9 protein-coding genes, 2 tRNA genes and 2 rRNA genes are annotated in these 17,353 nt (G+C 47.9%); 7 read left to right on the top strand and 6 right to left on the bottom strand.

Annotation, left to right across the window (positions count from 1 at the left end):
* Positions 1 to 51 precede the first annotated feature (51 nt).
* The 4 genes from BQ9893_RS05190 to BQ9893_RS05175 all read right to left on the bottom strand — a co-directional run bounded on the left by BQ9893_RS05190 (position 52) and on the right by BQ9893_RS05175 (position 4,941).
* Positions 52 to 2,926 (bottom strand): 23S ribosomal RNA (locus tag BQ9893_RS05190).
* Between the two features lie 164 nt (positions 2,927 to 3,090).
* A tRNA-Ala gene (locus BQ9893_RS05185) sits at positions 3,091 to 3,164 on the bottom strand.
* An 11-nt stretch (positions 3,165 to 3,175) separates the two neighbouring features.
* Positions 3,176 to 3,252 (bottom strand) — tRNA-Ile (locus BQ9893_RS05180).
* A 158-nt stretch (positions 3,253 to 3,410) separates the two neighbouring features.
* A 16S ribosomal RNA gene (locus BQ9893_RS05175) occupies positions 3,411 to 4,941 on the bottom strand.
* Together the 16S and 23S rRNA genes with 2 tRNA genes alongside form the textbook arrangement of a ribosomal RNA operon.
* Positions 4,942 to 5,354: 413 nt before the next feature.
* Here BQ9893_RS05175 and BQ9893_RS05170 point away from each other — a divergent pair.
* The 7 genes from BQ9893_RS05170 (at position 5,355) to BQ9893_RS05140 (ending at position 13,548) form a co-directional block, all read left to right on the top strand.
* Positions 5,355 to 6,521 (top strand): efflux RND transporter periplasmic adaptor subunit, encoded by a 1,167-nt coding sequence (locus tag BQ9893_RS05170; RefSeq protein WP_075965032.1) that lies wholly within the window; start codon positions 5,355 to 5,357, stop codon positions 6,519 to 6,521.
* Positions 6,518 to 9,646, top strand: coding sequence for an efflux RND transporter permease subunit (locus tag BQ9893_RS05165; RefSeq protein ID WP_075965031.1), 3,129 nt, complete (start codon positions 6,518 to 6,520; stop codon positions 9,644 to 9,646). Before BQ9893_RS05170 ends, BQ9893_RS05165 begins: the two co-directional genes overlap by 4 nt.
* A 5-nt stretch (positions 9,647 to 9,651) precedes the next feature.
* A complete protein-coding gene (locus BQ9893_RS05160; RefSeq protein WP_075965030.1) occupies positions 9,652 to 11,022 on the top strand; it encodes an efflux transporter outer membrane subunit in 1,371 nt (456 codons plus the stop codon).
* 72 nt (positions 11,023 to 11,094) lie between these two features.
* Entirely contained in the window at positions 11,095 to 11,655 is a 561-nt protein-coding gene (locus BQ9893_RS05155; protein WP_075965029.1) for a nitroreductase family protein, read from the top strand.
* On the top strand, positions 11,652 to 12,419 hold the full coding sequence (locus BQ9893_RS05150) for a Rossmann-like and DUF2520 domain-containing protein (RefSeq protein ID WP_075965028.1): 768 nt from the start codon (positions 11,652 to 11,654) through the stop codon (positions 12,417 to 12,419). Before BQ9893_RS05155 ends, BQ9893_RS05150 begins: the two co-directional genes overlap by 4 nt.
* Entirely contained in the window at positions 12,412 to 12,933 is a 522-nt protein-coding gene (locus tag BQ9893_RS05145; protein ID WP_075965027.1) for a KdsC family phosphatase, read from the top strand. Before BQ9893_RS05150 ends, BQ9893_RS05145 begins: the two co-directional genes overlap by 8 nt.
* Before the next feature lie 24 nt (positions 12,934 to 12,957).
* Positions 12,958 to 13,548: a Maf-like protein gene (locus tag BQ9893_RS05140; RefSeq protein WP_081415371.1), complete on the top strand. Its 591-nt coding sequence runs from the start codon at positions 12,958 to 12,960 to the stop codon at positions 13,546 to 13,548.
* A 49-nt stretch (positions 13,549 to 13,597) separates the two neighbouring features.
* Here the strand turns inward: BQ9893_RS05140 and BQ9893_RS05135 are convergent, their stop codons facing one another.
* Positions 13,598 to 14,611 carry an FAD:protein FMN transferase gene (locus BQ9893_RS05135; protein WP_075965424.1) on the bottom strand — a complete coding sequence of 338 codons (1,014 nt, stop codon included), beginning with the start codon at positions 14,609 to 14,611 and terminating at the stop codon, positions 13,598 to 13,600.
* Positions 14,612 to 14,801: 190 nt separating this feature from the next.
* On the bottom strand, positions 14,802 to 17,282 hold the full coding sequence (gene feoB, locus BQ9893_RS05130; protein ID WP_075965026.1) for a ferrous iron transport protein B: 2,481 nt from the start codon (positions 17,280 to 17,282) through the stop codon (positions 14,802 to 14,804).
* Between the last annotated feature and the right edge of the window lie 71 nt (positions 17,283 to 17,353).

Genomic DNA, 17,353 nt, shown 5'->3' with positions numbered 1-17,353 from the left:
TTCGAGCTTACGACCCTAAAGCCGTCCTGCTGATATATCAACCCTTTCATGATTCGAAAGTCTCGGGCTATTAGTACTACTCGGCTTCGACATTACTGCCCTTACACCTGTAGCCTATCTACGTCGTAGTCTACAACGACCCTTAAGGGATATCTCATCTTGAGGCTGGCTTCGTACTTAGATGCTTTCAGCACTTATCCAATCCAGACTTAGATACCCGGCGGTGCTCCTGGCGGAACAACCGGTAAACCAGTGGTCTGTCCAACACGGTCCTCTCGTACTAGTGTCAGAGCCCCTCAAATATCCTACGCCCACGATAGATAGAGACCGAACTGTCTCACGACGTTCTGAACCCAGCTCGCGTGCCACTTTAATGGGCGAACAGCCCAACCCTTGGGACCTTCTCCAGCCCCAGGATGTGACGAGCCGACATCGAGGTGCCAAACCGCTCCGTCGATATGAGCTCTTGGGAGCGATCAGCCTGTTATCCCCGGAGTACCTTTTATCCTTTGAGCGATGGCCCTTCCATGCGGAACCACCGGATCACTATGCTCTAGTTTCCTACCTGATCGACTTGTAGGTCTCCCAGTCAAGCACCCTTATGCCATTACACTCTGCGACCGGTTACCAATCGGTCTGAGGGTACCTTTAGAAGCCTCCGTTACTCTTTTGGAGGCGACCACCCCAGTCAAACTACCCACCATACAGTGTCCTCGCTCCTGCGAGTTAGAACTCAAACAACAAAAGGGCCGTATTTCAACGGCGGCTCCACAAACACTGGCGTGCCTGATTCATTGCCTCCGGCCTATCCTACACATCCGTTGCCCAAATTCAATGTAAAGCTATAGTAAAGGTTCACGGGGTCTTTTCGTCCCATCGCGGGTAATCGGCATCTTCACCGATACTACAATTTCACCGAGCTCACGGTTGAGACAGTGTCCAGATCATTACACCATTCGTGCAGGTCGGAACTTACCCGACAAGGAATTTCGCTACCTTAGGACCGTTATAGTTACGGCCGCCGTTTACTGGGGCTTCAATTCAAACCTTCTCTTGCGATAAGCTCTCCTCTTAACCTTCCAGCACCGGGCAGGTGTCAGGCTGTATACCTCATATTTCTATTTCGCACAGCCATGTGTTTTTGTTAAACAGTTGCCTGGACCTATTCTCTGCGCCCTACCTCTCAGTAGGGACCCTTTATCCCGAAGTTACAGGGTCAATTTGCCTAGTTCCTTAACCGTGAATCACTCGAGCGCCTCAGTATTTTCAACCCAACTACGTGTGTCCGTTTACGGTACGGGTACTTTATGAATATGCTTAGCGGATTTTCTAGGGAGCCTGATTACATCCATATTGCCTTGTGCAAGCACTCGGCATACTGTTAGGTTCGACTCTCCCTGCGGATTTGCCTACAGGAATCTACGTCTACACCCTTCAACCGACTATTCCGTCAGTCGGCAGGACTGTCACTTCTCCGTCTCCACATCGCTCCATAAAGTAGTATGGGAATATTAAACCATTCTTCCATCGGAATCGCCGTTCGGCTTATCCTTAGGTCCCGACTTACCCTGATCCGATTAACGTTGATCAGGAAACCTTAGTCTTTCGGCGAGGAGGTTTCTCACCTCCTTTATCGTTACTTATACCTACATTTGCTTTTCCAAAAGCTCCAGCAAAGGTCATCCTTTACCTTCGGCGCCGTTGGAATGCTCCCCTACCATGTATTACTACATCCATAGCTTCGGTAGACAGTTTATGCCCGAGTATTATCCATGCCGGACTCCTCGACTAGTGAGCTGTTACGCACTCTTTAAATGAATGGCTGCTTCCAAGCCAACATCCTAGCTGTCTCTGCAGTCCGACTTCGTTAGTTCAACTTAACTGTCATTTGGGGACCTTAGCTGATGGTCTGGATTCTTCTCCTCTCGGACGCGGACCTTAGCACCCGCGCCCTCACTCCATGGCAATATATAGCACGCATTCGGAGTTTATCTGGACTTGATAGGCGGTGAAGCCCTCGCATCCAATCAGTCGCTCTACCTCATACTATACTAACCATAGGCTGCACCTAAATGCATTTCGGGGAGTACGAGCTATCTCCAAGTTTGATTAGCCTTTCACCCCTACCCTCAGTTCATTGGAACACTTTTCAACGTATACCCATTCGGACCTCCAGTTGGTGTTACCCAACCTTCATCCTGACCAAGGGTAGATCACTTGGTTTCGCGTCTACTCACTCCGACTATACGCCCTATTCAGACTCGCTTTCGCTTCGGCTACGGGCCTGAAGCCCTTAACCTTGCCGGAGAAAGTAACTCGTAGGTTCATTATGCAAAAGGCACGCCGTCACAACTTGCGTTGCTCCGACCGCTTGTAGGCAGACGGTTTCAGGGACTATTTCACTCCTCTGTTCGAGGTGCTTTTCACCTTTCCCTCACGGTACTGGTTCGCTATCGGTCTCTCGGGAGTATTTAGCCTTACGGGATGGGCCCCGCTGGTTCACGCAGAATTCCTCGTGCTCCGCGCTACTCAGGATACCACTAGGCTTCTTCAGGAAGTCGTATACAGGGCTTTCACCGTCTACGGCCGTCTTTTCCAAAACGTTCTACTTTCCTAACTTCTTGCCACATCGTGGTCCTACTACCCCGATAATGCCTAAACATCATCGGTTTGGGCTGTTCCGCGTTCGCTCGCCACTACTTGCGGAATCACTTTTGTTTTCTTCTCCTATGGGTACTTAGATGTTTCAGTTCCCCACGTTCGCCTTCCTTACGGAATGGCAGGCCTTCAACCTGCCGGGTTGCCCCATTCGGAAATCCCGGGATCAAGGGTTATTTGCACCTTCCCCGGGCTTATCGCAGCTTATCACGTCCTTCTTCGCCTCCGAGAGCCAAGGCATCCACCGTCTGCCCTTGCTTACTTTCTTTATCACTGACACTCTTTCCAAACCTTTAATTTTTCAATTAACATTTGGAGTATCGCGTCGGATTGATATATCTTCAGCTTGCTCTTATTTTTCGTTACTTAACTTTTTTGAAGTTGTCCAATACGTCAAAGATCTTTTTCTGCCTCTTTTTGGGAGGCTTTTTGTGGAGAATAACGGATTCGAACCGTTGACCCTCTGCGTGCAAAGCAGATGCTCTAGCCAGCTGAGCTAATCCCCCGTCTTTTTTTATGGTAGTCCCAGGCAGAGTTGAACTGCCGACCTCTACATTATCAGTGTAGCGCTCTAACCAACTGAGCTATAGGACTGTCAACTTTCATGTTGCCTGAGATTTTCTTATCTCAGCCTCTTTTTTCTCTTTCACTGGCCCTTCCAGCTATAAAGATCATATTTTTATACATATTCAACCGTAGTACCAGAGAGCAACATACCTTCTCCTACTTCTCTTACAAGATTCAGGCTCCAGAAAGGAGGTGTTCCAGCCGCACCTTCCGGTACGGCTACCTTGTTACGACTTAGCCCCAGTCACCAGTTTTACCCTAGGCCGATCCTTACGGTTACGGACTTCAGGTACCCCCGGCTCCCATGGCTTGACGGGCGGTGTGTACAAGGCCCGGGAACGTATTCACCGCGCCATGGCTGATGCGCGATTACTAGCGAATCCAGCTTCACGGAGTCGAGTTGCAGACTCCGATCCGAACTGAGACATGGTTTGGAGATTAGCATCCTGTCGCCAGGTAGCTGCCCTTTGTCCATGCCATTGTAACACGTGTGTCGCCCCGGATGTAAGGGCCGTGCTGATTTGACGTCATCCCCACCTTCCTCACAGCTTACGCTGGCAGTCTCACCAGAGTCCTCAGCTATACCTGTTAGTAACTAGTGATAAGGGTTGCGCTCGTTATGGCACTTAAGCCGACACCTCACGGCACGAGCTGACGACAACCATGCAGCACCTCGTAATTTGCTATTGCTAGAAAAAGTGTTTCCACTTCCGTCAAACTACGTTCAAACCCGGGTAAGGTTCCTCGCGTATCATCGAATTAAACCACATGTTCCTCCGCTTGTGCGGGCCCCCGTCAATTCCTTTGAGTTTCACCGTTGCCGGCGTACTCCCCAGGTGGATTACTTAACGCTTTCGCTGTAGAGCTTACTGTCTATCGCAAACTCCTAGTAATCATCGTTTACTGCGTGGACTACCAGGGTATCTAATCCTGTTTGATCCCCACGCTTTCGTGCTTCAGTGTCAGTTATGGTTTAGTAAGCTGCCTTCGCAATTGGAGTTCTGCGTGATATCTATGCATTTCACCGCTACACCACGCATTCCGCCTACCTCAAACACACTCAAGTTCCCCAGTTTCAACGGCAATTTTATGGTTAAGCCACAAACTTTCACCGCTGACTTAAAAAACAACCTACGCACCCTTTAAACCCAATAAATCCGGATAACGCTCGCATCCTCCGTATTACCGCGGCTGCTGGCACGGAGTTAGCCGATGCTTATTCATAGGGTACATACAAAAAGGGACACGTCCCTCACTTTATTCCCCTATAAAAGAAGTTTACAAACCATAGATCCTTCTTCCTTCACGCGACTTGGCTGGTTCAGCCTCTCGGCCATTGACCAATATTCCTCACTGCTGCCTCCCGTAGGAGTTTGGTCCGTGTCTCAGTACCAATGTGGGGGACCTTCCTCTCAGAACCCCTATCCATCGTCGGTTTGGTGGGCCGTTACCCCGCCAACTGCCTAATGGAACGCATGCCTATCTATCAGCAATAAATCTTTAACAAATATTCCCATGCGGGACCCCTGTTTTATGGGGTATTAATCCGACTTTCGCCGGGCTATCCCCCTCTGATAGGTAAGTTGCATACGCGTTACTCACCCGTGCGCCGGTCGCCATCAGTTTGTATTGCTACAAACCATGCTGCCCCTCGACTTGCATGTGTTAAGCCTGTCGCTAGCGTTCATCCTGAGCCAGGATCAAACTCTTCGTTGTTGATTTGTTTTTTCGAACAGAGAAGTTAAGCCCAACCACGTCGATGGTACTGCGTAAAAGTGGGAGAGTAGATAGCCGCCGTTTTAGAATGAGAGTGCAGGCAAAAACAACACTCGATGATGAAAGCCGATTCAGTTTTGGATTGGCTTTTTTCGTATTCCCCCCAGCATGCATGCATAATCAAACACTTGGGTATCATAATTGGGGATTTTTTAGAAAGAATGTGGAATAATTCTACATATATGGATTGTCTTTTAGAAAAACGAGCTATTTCATACTAAGTGTATTGTATTAAAAATAAGCGATATAATCTTTTTTAATGTATCAGTTAAAAACAATGGTACGATTATTTCATTTCTTAATTTAGATATAGATATATAGCAAGTTTAAATGTCAATTATAAATCTTGGAAAATGGAAGGAGAAAGATTGGTTAAAAAGGCCGTGTTTTTAGCCTTGATAGTGTTAGCAACTGGATGTCGACATAAGGATGAACCTTTGAGGCCTCTCGTGATTGTAGATAAACCGGCGAAGGAGGATGTACAGATTTTTGGTGAATATGTCGGACGTATCCGGGCAGCCCGGTTCGTTGAGATACATGCCCGCGTTGAAGGTTATCTGGAAAAGATGTTGTTTGTGGAAGGAAAGGAAGTAAAGCAGAACGAACCTCTTTTCATTATAAATTCAGCTCTTTATAGGGCAAAGGTAGAGAAAGCCAAAGCACAGCTGAAAAAGGACGAAGCACAAGCTGCAAAAGCCAAACGTGATGTAGAACGTTTGCAGCCTCTGTACGAACAGCATGCTGCCAGCCAATTGGACTTGGACAATGCATTAGCATCGTTAGGCGATGCAGAAGCGGATATCGCCATGAGCAAGGCCGATCTGGACCAGGCGCAACTTGAATTGAGCTATACGACTGTAACCTCTCCGTTGGCCGGATATATTAGTGAGCGTTTTGTGGATGTCGGTGCCTTGGTCGGTCCCGGTGTAAACTCCAAATTGGCGGCTGTCGTAAAGAGCGATACTGTTTTGGTGGACTTCAAGATGACAGCATTGGACTATCTGCGTGCCGAACGTCGTAATATTAAGTTCGGAGAGCAAGACACGTCCCGTTCCTGGCAACCGACCGTGACGGTTACCTTAGCCGACGATTCCGAATATCCTGTTAAAGGGATAGTGGATTTTGCCGATCCGATTGTCGATCCGCAGACTGGTACATTCGGTGTGCGCGCTGAACTTCCCAACCCGAACCAGAAACTTCTTCCGGGGCAGTTCACAAAAGTGAAACTCTTGTTGGATGTCCGTGAACGTGCAATTGTTGTTCCCCGTAAAGCTATTTCCATAGAGAAAGGAGGCGCTTTCATTTATGTAGTCCGCCGGGACAATGTGGCAGAAAAGCGTTTTGTACAGACCGGACCGGAAATCGGGAACAATATTGTCATAGAACGTGGATTGGGAGAAAATGAACAAGTTGTAATAGAAGGCTATCATAAGTTGGTCCCCGGTATGCTGGTACAGCCGGTGCAGGCGGGTGACGATAAAGCAATTGAAGCATTAAAGGCAAAGGAGGAAGGAGAATGAAACCGGGATTCTTTATAGATCGGCCCGTTTTCTCGACAGTACTTTCTTTGGTGATTGTTATTGTCGGGATTATAGGGTTGGTGATGTTGCCGGTGGACCAGTATCCACAGATCACTCCGCCGGTTGTGAAGATTAGTGCCTCGTATCCGGGCGCAAGTGCCATGACGGTATCGCAAGCTGTTGCGACTCCTATAGAACAGGAGTTGAACGGTACGCCGGGTATGATCTATATGCAAAGTAGTAGCTCCAATTCGGGAGGTCTGAATATCACTGTCACGTTCGATGTGAATGCGAATCCGGACCTTTCGGCCGTAGAAATCCAGAACCGTGTGAAACTGGCGGAGTCCCGCTTGCCGGCAGACGTTGTGCAGAACGGCATCACGGTAGAAAAACAATCAGCCAGCCAGTTGATGACATTGAGTCTGCTTTCGGACGATCCCCGTTTCGACGAAATCTATTTGAGTAACTTTGCGACTATAAACGTATTGGATGTGCTACGTCGTATTCCCGGTGTAGGTCGTGTTTCGAATATCGGTAGCCGTTATTATGGAATGCAGATATGGGTTTATCCGGATCGTCTGGCAAACATGGGGTTGACAGTAAAGGACTTGCAGAATGCCTTGAAAGAGCAAAACAGTGAATCGGCAGCTGGCGAGTTGGGAAAACAACCTGTATTGGATGTCGATATCACCCTGCCTGTTACTGCCAGAGGACGTTTGTCTACGGTAAAGGAGTTCGAAGATATTGTAGTCCGTGCCAACCCGGATGGTTCTATTGTCCGTATTCGTGATGTGGCAAGAGTTTCGCTCGAAGCCTCTTCTTATTCAACGGAAAGTGGGCTGAACGGAAAAAATGCAGCAATACTCGCTATCTATATGCTGCCGGGAGCCAATGCGCTGGAGGTGGCTACGAATGTAAAGGAAGCGATGAAAGAGATTAGTCGGAACTTTCCTGAAGGGGTGGAATATAAGTTCCCCTTTGATGCAACCGAATATATATCACAGTCTATCCATGAGGTATATAAAACCCTGTTTGAGGCCTTGTTTTTGGTCGTATTGGTGGTATTTCTGTCCTTGCAGAACTGGCGTGCAGCCTTGATCCCGACAATTGCCGTTCCTATCTCTCTGATCGGGACATTCGGTTTTATGCTGATCATGGGCTTTTCACTCAATATGTTGACACTGTTAGGCTTGATTCTGGCAATCGGTATTGTAGTGGATGATGCGATCGTCGTGGTGGAAAATGTGGAACGTTTGATGCATGAAGAGCACCTGACGGCACGCGAGGCTACTCATAAAGCTATGCGCGAGTTGTCGGGGGCCTTGATTGCTACTTCTATGGTGTTGGCGGCCGTGTTTGTCCCTGTCAGCTTTTTGAGCGGAATTACCGGAGCTTTGTATCGTCAGTTCTCCATTACGATTGTAGTCTCCGTACTATTGTCTACGGTCGTGGCATTGACATTGAGCCCTGCCATGTGTGCGATAATCCTGCGCCCGAACAGGAAGAAAAAGAATATTGTCTTCCGTAAAATCAATATCTGGCTGGCCAAAGGAAATAATAAATACGGCCATTTGCTGGAAAAAGCGATTCGGAACCCGAAGCGTATCTTGGCTGGTTTCGGAATGGTGATCATATTTATCTTCGTGCTGAACCGGATGATCCCGACCAGTTTTATACCCGAAGAAGACCAAGGGTTCTTTACTGTCGAACTGGTGATGCCCGAAGGAGCGACTTTGGAACGGACACGTAAAGTCACAGACCGTGCCATCGCTTTCATCGAGAACCTGCCAGCTGTCGCATATGTGCAGAATGTGACCGGTAGCAGCACACGTGTCGGAACTTCGCAGAGCCGTTCCACCTTGACCGTTATTCTGAAACCTTGGGAAGAACGCAAATCTTCCAATATGGGAGTGGAGGACGTAATGGAACAATGCCGTAAGGAGTTTTTATATTATCCAGAAATATTGGCCTACCTGAACCGTCCTCCTGTGATTCCGGGGTTAGGAGAGAGCGGAGGTTTGGAAATGCAACTGGAGGCCCGTGGTGATGCCAGTTGGGAAAACTTGGTGGCGGCAGCCGATACGTTTATGCTCTATGCATCGCAAACGCCGGAGCTGACTGGTGTGTCATCAGCCTTGCAGTCGGAGATACCGCAGCTCTATTTCAATGTAGACCGCGACCGCGCGAAGTTCCTTGGTATCCCGTTGACAGATATCTTTTCGACCATGAAGGCTTATTTAGGTTCCGTCTACGTGAACGATTTCAACATGTTCAACCGTATATATAAGGTGTATATCCAGGCAGAGGCCCCATATCGTGCAACGCGTGATAATCTTGGCCTGTTTTTCGTCCGTGCACAGAACGGTTCGATGGTCCCGTTGACAGCTCTGGGGACGGCCAGCTATACGACCGGACCGGGAACGATCAAACGTTTTAATATGTTCACGACAGCCGCTATCAGTGCTGTTGCCGCTCCCGGATATAGCTCTGGCGAAGCAATGGCAGCCATGCAGCGGATTGCCCGTGAGCATCTGCCGGAGAACATCGGATTGGAATGGAGCGGACTTTCCTACCAGGAGAAAAAGGCCGGCGGACAGACCGGATTCGTGCTGGCACTGGTATTCCTTTTCGTATTCCTTTTCTTGGCCGCCCAATATGAAAGTTGGATTGTGCCGATTGCTGTACTGCTTTCATTGCCGGTTGCTGCATTGGGGGCTTACCTCGGAATATGGGCGACGGGCCTGCACAACGACATTTATTTTCAAATCGGTCTGGTGACGTTGATCGGTTTGGCCGCAAAGAATGCGATTCTGATCGTCGAGTTCGCCAAAGTACAGGTCGATTCCGGAGTCGAGGTTGTCAAAGCTGCCCTTCATGCTTCCCGGATGCGTTTCCGTCCGATCCTGATGACCTCATTGGCTTTTGTCCTGGGCATGCTTCCGATGGTATTGGCAAGCGGACCGGGTTCTGCCTCCCGCCACAGTATCGGCACCGGTGTGTTCTTCGGGATGCTGGTCGCTATCACTGTCGGGATCGTTTTGGTTCCTTTCTTCTTCGTCTTGATTTACAAGATAAAAGGTAAAGTCAGAATGGAACGTATTCTTCGTCGAACAATAAGCAAATAATTACAATGAAACGAAATATCTATATATTCATAGCCCTCTCCTTTATGCTGATGCTTTCTTCCTGCAAGATCGGCAAGAAGTACGCTCGCCCGGAACTGAACCTTCCGGAAGAGATTGTGACAGGGGCGGATACCGCTTCGATAGACAGTGTCTCCTGGCAGAGCCTGTATGCCGATACGACTTTGCAGCGCTTGATCACCATCGCTCTCGATAATAATAAAGACATGAAAATCGCCGCGGCGAAGATTAAGGAGATGATCGCTTCGAAACGGATATCTTTCGCTGATCAGTTTCCGGAAATAGGGGCCCGGATTTACGGACAGAAAGAGCGCCTGAATTATGGAGGTGATAACCCGAAACACGATCCCGAATACGGAGCCAAACTGACTCTCTCGTGGGAATTGGACCTGTGGGGGAACCTTCGCTGGGCAAATGAAGCGGGAATTGCCGCCTATCTGCAGTCGGTAGAAGCACGCCGTGCCTTGCAGATGACATTGGTGGCGGAAGTAGCTGCCGCTTATTATGAACTTTGCGCACTCGATCAGGAACTGGATATCGTGCGCCATACGTTGGCTGCCCGTCGCGAAGGTGTCCGCCTGGCCAAGCTGCGCTTCGAAGGTGGCCTGACTTCCGAGACATCCTACAGCCAGGCACAGGTGGAACTGGCACGTACGGAAACTCTGCTTCCTTCGCTTGAACGGAAGATCAAGATAAAGGAGAATGACCTTTCTTTCCTGCTTGGACAGTATTCGGGGAATGTCCCGCGCGGATTGTCCTTACGTGAACAACATTTACCGGAAACATTGCCGGTCGGCCTGCCTTCTTCCTTGCTTGAAAGGCGTCCTGACATACGACAAGCCGAGCAGAAACTGCGCGAAGCGAATGCCAGGGTAGGAGTGGCTCAAACCGATCTTTTTCCAAGGATCAGTTTGACTGGTAATTTAGGCTTTGAAAACGAAGAACTGACGAATTTTATCAAGAGTCCCGCATGGTTCCTTGTTGGTGATTTGTTACAACCGTTGTTTGCTATGGGTAAGAACAAAGCGAAACTGAAAGCGGCTCGTGCCCGCTATGAACAGGAAGTCTATAATTACCAGAAAAGCGTGCTCGGCGCTTTTAAAGAAGTGGGTGATGCAATCGTCACGATCCGCAAGGCAAAGGAGGTCCGCCTGTCATACGAAAAATTGCTCAATGCTGCCGATACTTACCTCCAATTGGCACAATTGCAGTATATCAACGGTGTCACTAACTATATGGACGTTCTTGACGCCCAGCGTGGTTTGCTTGACGCTCAACTCAGCCTGAACAAGGCGATGCTTGACGAACTGCTGTCGACAGTCTACCTTTACAAAGCGTTGGGAGGAGGCTGGGAATAAAGTCGGTTTTTGTCATACCGAAAATCTCACTATCTTTGTTTTCTCTTTCGCAATCAATAAAGTAAAATGTAAATGGAAAGTTTCGCAACATTAATAAAGAACAGAAGAAGTACCCGTAAGTTCACGGAGCAGTTACTGAATCCGGAGCAGGTGGAAATGATATTGAAAGCCGCCTTGATGGCACCGGCTTCCAAACGAAAAAATCCTTGGCAGTTTGTTGTCGTGGAAGATAAGGAGATGTTGGCCAAGTTGTCGGTGTGTAAACCGGCAGGAGCTGCGTTTCTGAAAGATTGCGCGTTGGCCGTCGTTGTGTTGGCGAATGTGCTGGAAAGCGATGTTTGGGTAGAAGATGCTTCGATTGCTTCTATCTATATGCAATTGCAAGCTGAAGATTTGGGATTGGGCAGTTGCTGGTGCCAGATCCGCAACCGGCAGACGGAAGACGATACGGATGCCGCGCAGTATGTGCGAGGATTGCTTGGCGTACCTTACCAATTGGAAGTCCTGTCCATCATCGGTATCGGATATAAGGACCAGGAACGTAAGCCGTTTGACGAATCGCACCTGCAATGGGAAAAGATACATCTCGGAACTTTCCGCATGCCAACTGAAAACCAACAGGAGGAAGCATGAAAATCATCTTTTTAGGCTCCGGCAACCTGGCAACGCGTTTGTCGCTCGAAATGCACCGCAAAGGAATGCAGATCGGGCAGGTGTATAGCCATACGCCGGAAAATGCGCAGCAGCTGGCCACCTTGTTGGGCTGTCCTTGGACAAACGATCCCGAAGCTGTCGATACGGATGCCGACCTGTATGTCTTTTCCTTAAAAGATACGGTTTTGGCGGATGTGATTGCCCGTGTCAGGCCGAACAATGGCTTGTGGGTACATACGGCAGGCAGTATGCCGATGGATATTTTCAGCGGCCATGTGGCCAACTATGGAGTCCTGTATCCGATGCAGACGTTTAGCAAAACACGTGAGGTGGATTTCAGTGTGATTCCTTTTTTCCTTGAAGCCAATACGTCTGAAAATTCCGGCAAATTGCAACAATTGGCGGAGAAGCTTTCGGAAAATGTCCGTTTCCTGTCGTCCGACAAACGTAAAAGTTTGCATCTGGCGGCTGTCTTTGCCTGCAATTTTACCAACCATATTTATGCGTTGGCTGTTAAATTATTGCAGGGACAGGGTATACCGGCCGATGTCCTACTGCCGCTTATCGACGAAACGGCAGCCAAGATACACACGATGTCGCCGAGGGAGGCACAGACCGGCCCGGCTATCCGGTACGATGAGAATGTGATCAATAAACATTTGGCTATGCTGGACGATCCCGATATGCGGACGATCTACCGGTTGATCAGCCAAAGCATACATAAGGAGGCACAACATGAGTAGTATCAATTATGATCTGAGTAAGATAAAGGCTTTTGTTTTTGATGTGGACGGTGTGTTGTCCTGTGATGTAATTCCCTTGCATCCGAACGGTGACCCTATGCGTACCGTTAATATAAAGGATGGCTATGCTTTGCAGCTCGCCGTCAAGAAAGGCTATCATGTAGCCATTATTACCGGGGGATACACGGAAGCGGTACAGATTCGTTTTTCGCGTCTCGGCATTACCCATATTTATATGAAGAGTGCTGTGAAAGTCCACGATTACAAGGATTTTCTGGAAAAGACAGGTCTGCAACCTGAAGAGGTTATGTATGCTGGGGACGATATCCCCGATTATGAAGTGATGACAATGGTCGGCCTGCCTGTGGCACCCGCAGATGCAGCTCCTGAAATCAAGCGTATCGCCAAATATATCTCCCACAAGAACGGAGGAACCGGCGTTGCCCGTGATGTAATCGAACAAACCATGAAAGCTCAAGGTCTTTGGATGGGTGACGAGGCTTTCGGCTGGTAGCACTAAACTGAAAAAAATAGGATAATGAAAAGCATACTCTCTAACTTAAGTCAATATAAAATTGTATTAGGCTCCAATTCTCCCCGACGGCGCGAATTGCTGGCTGGACTGGATATTGACTTTGAAGTACAGACAATCCCGGGGATAGACGAATCTTTTCCCAAAACATTGCGGCCGGACGAGGTACCGGTCTATATCGCCAGGAAAAAGGCGGAAGCCTACATTCCTTCCATGTCGGCAGACGAATTGTTGATCACAGCCGATACGATCGTGTGGACTTTCGGTGAAATTTTAGGAAAACCAAAAGACCGCGAAGATGCTATCACGATGCTTCGGAAACTGTCCGGACGTGTACATGAGGTGATTACCGGCGTTTGCATTACGACAAAGGAGAAAACTGTTTCTTTTTTCGCTTCATCTGCTGTTTGTTTTGCCGATCTGGACGACGACGAGATCATCTACTATGTCGATAAGTACCGCCCGTTTGATAAAGCCGGCAGCTATGGCATACAGGAGTGGATCGGTTATGTGGCAGTCGAAGCTATCAATGGTAGTTTTTATAATGTGATGGGATTGCCGGTCAGGTTGCTTTACCAGGAGTTGAAAAAGTTTTAGGATCAGGACCTTTCTTGTGCAATTTATACCAATCAAGAAGGGGCCGAGCTTACATTGGTTTCCGTTTAGGCAGGTATTGGAGCATTCCTTTTGAATATTCAATTTGGTGCTTCCCATTCTCATCGGCATATATCACATAATATTCAATCTCTGGTAAGGAATCAGCCATTTGCCTGGCTTTTTCCAATCCCATCGCCATAAATGCAGTGGCATAGGCATCGGCCGTCATGCAATCGTCAGCAACGATTGTGGCGCTCAATACACTTTGTTCGGCAGGATAACCGGTACGGGGATCGATCGTGTGAGCATATTTTTTACCGTCTTTGATATAAAAATTACGGTAATTGCCGGAGGTGGCAATCGCACCTTTTTTACAAAGCTGGACGATTTCGTCATAATTATATTTGATACCTTCCGGATCTTCTTCCGGAAGGTTGATGCCGGTTCGCCAGCATACGCCATTCTGATTGACTCCCTTTACCACTACTTCGCCGCCTATCAAAATCATATAGTTTTCCACTCCTTCCTTTTCAAGGAGGCGAGCGATCACGTCACAGGAATATCCTTTGGCTATGGCGGAGCAGTTAAGTAACAGGCGGGGATCGTCTTTTACGACCTTTTTGCCTTCCAGATGCACTTTCCGGTAACCGACAAAAGCTTTGAGGCTGTCGATCATGGCAGGTGTCACACTGTCTTTTTTATTGAACCCGAATCCCCAAAGATTGACCAAAGGGGCGCAGGTAATATCGAAAACACCATCTGAATTGCGGGAGACTTCCATTGATTTATTGAATACCTCTGTAAACCATTCGTCTACCTCTACCGGTTCATTGTTATTTACTTTCGCGATGATCGAATTAGGGTTGAAAGGATTCAGGGACAGGTTGAACTTTTGCAATTCGGCATCTATTTTATCCGTTAAAATCTGGGAGGCTTCATATTTGATCGTGTATAGGGTATGAAACACAGTTCCGCTTTCTTCGTAATATTGTTTCTTGTTGTCTTTGCAGGAAACGATAGAAAGAATCCCCAATATAGCCAGTAGGTAGACTTTCTTATGCATCTTTTTATCTTTGCTCCGGTTGTTGTCCTTTAGTGTACATCCCGAACATCCATGGCAACAAGATTTACTCGTTCCGGTGGAGTGTGTTAGGAATCTGTAAATTTTTTTCCCGATGTGGAAAATGACGACAAGACCGATGATGACAACTGCTATTTCCTGCCACATGATTAAAATATTTTGTATTCTGTTGTTAACTAAATAAATTCATAAAAAGGTGTCCTGTCTGGTAGACCACGCATGAGACAATCCACGCAAGTACACAAGTATAAAAGATTACGAATATCCCCCATTTCCACGAACCGGATTCATTGACAATAGCCGATATCGTAGCGATACAAGGAAAATAGATCAGAACGAAGAGCATGAAACTCAGAGCGATCAATGGGGTGAAGACAGGTTCTCCATCGGCATTCTTATCCTGTTTCAAGCGTTCGGTCAGGACCTGGCTGTCATCCGACTCTCCTGTGTATAAGACGCTCAATGTGCTGACGACTACTTCTTTGGCTGCCATGCCTGTCAACAGGCTGACACTCATCTTCCAGTCGAATCCCAACGGATGGAGTACCGGTTGTATGGCCTGGCCGATGCGGCCGATATAGGATTCCTGTTGATGGTCCATCGATTTCAGGCGTTCCAGTTCGGCGATTGTTTCCACTTTATCTTCCGGATTTGTATCGGACTGCTCCACTTCGGCTATCTGTTTGTCAAAAATATCGCTGTTTTTCGAGTGGCGGGGAAAATATCCCAAGAACCAGATGATGATAGAAGCGATCAGGATGACGCCTCCCATCTTGTGCAGGTATTGTTTGGCCTTTTCCCACATATGAATCATGATAGACTTTCCTGTCGGCATGCGATAGGGGGGGAGCTCCATCACGAAAGGTATATCTTCGTCATTGAATAGGAAACGTTTGAATAGGCGTGCCATCAGGACGGCAAGCAGGATACCCGAAGCATAGAGGATCATCATGACCGTTCCAGCTGTCTGCGGAAAGAAAGCACCTGTCAGCAAGACATATACCGGAAGACGGGCGCTGCAACTCATCAACGGGTTTACCAGCATGGTGATCATCCGGCTGTTACGGCTTTCGATCGTACGAGAAGCCATGATAGCCGGTACGTTGCAACCGAAGCCCATCACAAGCGGGATAAACGATTTGCCGTGCAGCCCCATTTTATGCATGATCTTATCCATGATGAAAGCGGCACGTGCCATATAGCCGGAATCTTCCATGAAGGATATAAAGGCGTACAGTATCAAGATGTTGGGAAGGAATACGATAACGCCTCCCACCCCTCCGATAATACCGTCCACCAACAGATCTTTCAACGGACCTTCACTCATATTTCCACGTATGAACTCTCCGATCCAACCCACGAACGATTCGATCCATTCCATCGGGTATTCTCCCAGGCGGAAAGTAGCTTCGAACATGATCCACATAAAGAGAATGAAAATCGGGAAGCCCAGTACTTTATGGGTAACGAAGAGATCGATGATCTGTGTGCTTGTCGCTTCTTCTATTTTGTTTTGCTCGTAGGTCTCACGCAATGCTCCGGAAATAAAACCGTAGCGGGCGTTGGTGAAAGCTGTTTCGCAATCTTCTTTCAGAAGGGTTTCGATTTGAGCAACATTGCGGTCGCGTTCCTGGATGACTGCTTCGGAACCAGACAATGACTTGACAAATGTTTCCACTTCCGGATCACCCTCAAGTAATTTGATGGCAAGGTAACGTTTGGAAAGGCTTTTGGAGACATTCCCGTTCTGTTTCAAAGTCTGCCTTACCGAATAAATGGCCTTTTCCAATACCTCACCATAGTTGATGTGAATATGGCGGAGCACAGGATCTTCTTCTTCGTAGACCTTTATGACGCGGTTGAAAAGTTCTTCAATACCGAAACCGGTCTTACTGATGGTCGGGACAATTGGCGTACCGATCATCTTTGAGAGAGAGTTATGGTCGAACTTATTTCCATGCCGTTCCAGTTCGTCATACATGTTGAGGGCGATGACCATACGTTCGTCCATGTCGATCAATTGGCAGGTCAGGTATAGGTTTCGTTCCAGGTTGGAAGCATCGACAACATTGATTACGACGTCCGGTTGTTCCTCACTCAGATGCTTGCGAACGTAGAGTTCTTCAGGGGTATAAGCCGACAGGGAATAGGTTCCTGGAAGGTCTACAATCTTGAAGGTGTAACCGTTCTGATGGAATGTCCCGGCTTTGGCATCGACGGTCACGCCGCTATAGTTGCCGACATGCTCATGTGCACCGGAGGCGAAATTAAATAAAGATGTTTTACCGCAATTGGGATTTCCGACCAATGCGACATTGATGGTTTTGCCTTTGTGCATGGCCATAGCCTGCAAACTCTTGCTGGATGTTTGGATATAAGAATCTACCGGGCGGTTTTCCGGTAACCCGCTACAGTTTTTCGTGAATTCAGCCGCACTGACGACTTCTATCATTTGTGCATCGTTTCTTCTCAACGAAACGTCATACCCCATTACGCGATAGTGTATAGGATCCTTAAGCGGTGCGTTCTGGATGACATCGACCTCTTTTCCTCTGATAAATCCCATTTCGATAATGCGCTTGCGAAAGGCTCCGCGCCCCATTACCTTTACTATAACTCCTTTTTCGCCTGTACGAAGTTCTGATAATCTCATCTTTTTTTAATCTTGCGCAAAGGTAGTATGAAATGGTAATATGGTCAATACCATATTGTAGGTATTTTTTG

Origin of the sequence: Parabacteroides massiliensis (assembly GCF_900155425.1) — a bacterium.
GTDB classification, from domain to species: domain Bacteria; phylum Bacteroidota; class Bacteroidia; order Bacteroidales; family Tannerellaceae; genus Parabacteroides; species Parabacteroides massiliensis.
This window is presented reverse-complemented; position numbering and strand designations above follow the sequence as displayed.